We start from the raw sequence: 1,114 nt of genomic DNA on the forward strand, positions 1-1,114 counted from the left end.
AACGTGAATATTGGACGTAGACGCACTGCTGTGCGTCTCTACGGAAAATTGGGATGGAATTATATAAATTTTTCGATCAGCAATCACACAAAATATATAGACAAAGCATATCGTAGAGGCGAACAGCAGTCTCTACGGAAAATTGGGATGGAATTATATCAATTTTTCAATCGACAAATCACACAAAATATATAGACAAAGCATATTGTAGAGGCGCACAGCAGTGCGTCTTATGCGCAAACTAAAAAAAACAAAAAGCTCCAATTTTCATTGGAGCTTTTTTTAATGTATAATATACATTTTTTCTAATCTTACAAATTAAATGTTAAAATAAATTCATTTACATTTACTACTTAATATAACAAATACCAATAATGAAAACACCAAAAATCTTATTTCTATTTTTACTTTTAGCATTAAACAGCTGTTCAAGCGATGACAACGAAAACCCTGAAGAGCCGGAAACATCAAAATTTGCAATGACTGCAAAAGTTGACGGTACATTATGGGAAATGCAAAATCCGTTTGGATCAGATTATGCTACAAAAACATTATTTGATATGTATCCTGCAGAAGAATACATTCTTTTACAAGGAAGAAACAAAAATTTTGTAGATGAAATTAGACTTTACATTAAAAGAAGCGATCTAAAAGTTGGAACATATCCTATAACAAAAAACACTTTTGACGCCTCTAAAACACAAGTTGAAATCTCATTTAACACTAAAGGAAAAAGTCAATATCCTGTTAATGGTTCAGTATCAATTACAGCGATTGACTTAACTGCTAAAAAAGTAACCGGAACATTTTCATTTAATTGTGTAGATGATGATGATGAACCAATTAGCGCTGCTAACCCTGTTACAACAAAAGTAACCGACGGTACTTTTAGCTACAGATATGATGTGCCAGAGAAATAATTCTGATATTTTTCCATATAAAAAAGCTCCTTTATAATGGGAGCTTTTTTATTTTAATCCTATCGTGAATACTGGATGTAGACGCACTGCTGTGCGCCTCTACGGAAAATTGGAATGAATATTTACTCGACAACAAATAACACAAAGTATATCGTAGAGACGCACAGCAGTGCGTCTTATGCGCAAAGTAAATC

The 1,114-nt window shown here is 32.8% G+C and carries 1 protein-coding gene; it reads left to right on the forward strand.

The window, feature by feature from the left end; all coding sequences use genetic code 11:
• Positions 1-374: 374 nt before the first annotated feature.
• Positions 375-920, forward strand: a complete 546-nt coding sequence (locus tag ACODSB_RS23975; protein ID WP_053474520.1) for a Riean_0653 family protein — start codon at positions 375-377, stop codon at positions 918-920.
• Positions 921-1,114: the final 194 nt, after the last annotated feature.

It is taken from the genome of Flavobacterium sp. FG68 (assembly GCF_057808895.1).

Bases quoted from the DNA above. Each gene is read 5' to 3' on its own strand.
- ACODSB_RS23975 (WP_053474520.1), top strand. From the start codon at position 375: ATGAAAACACCAAAAATCTTATTTCTATTTTTACTTTTAGCATTAAAC.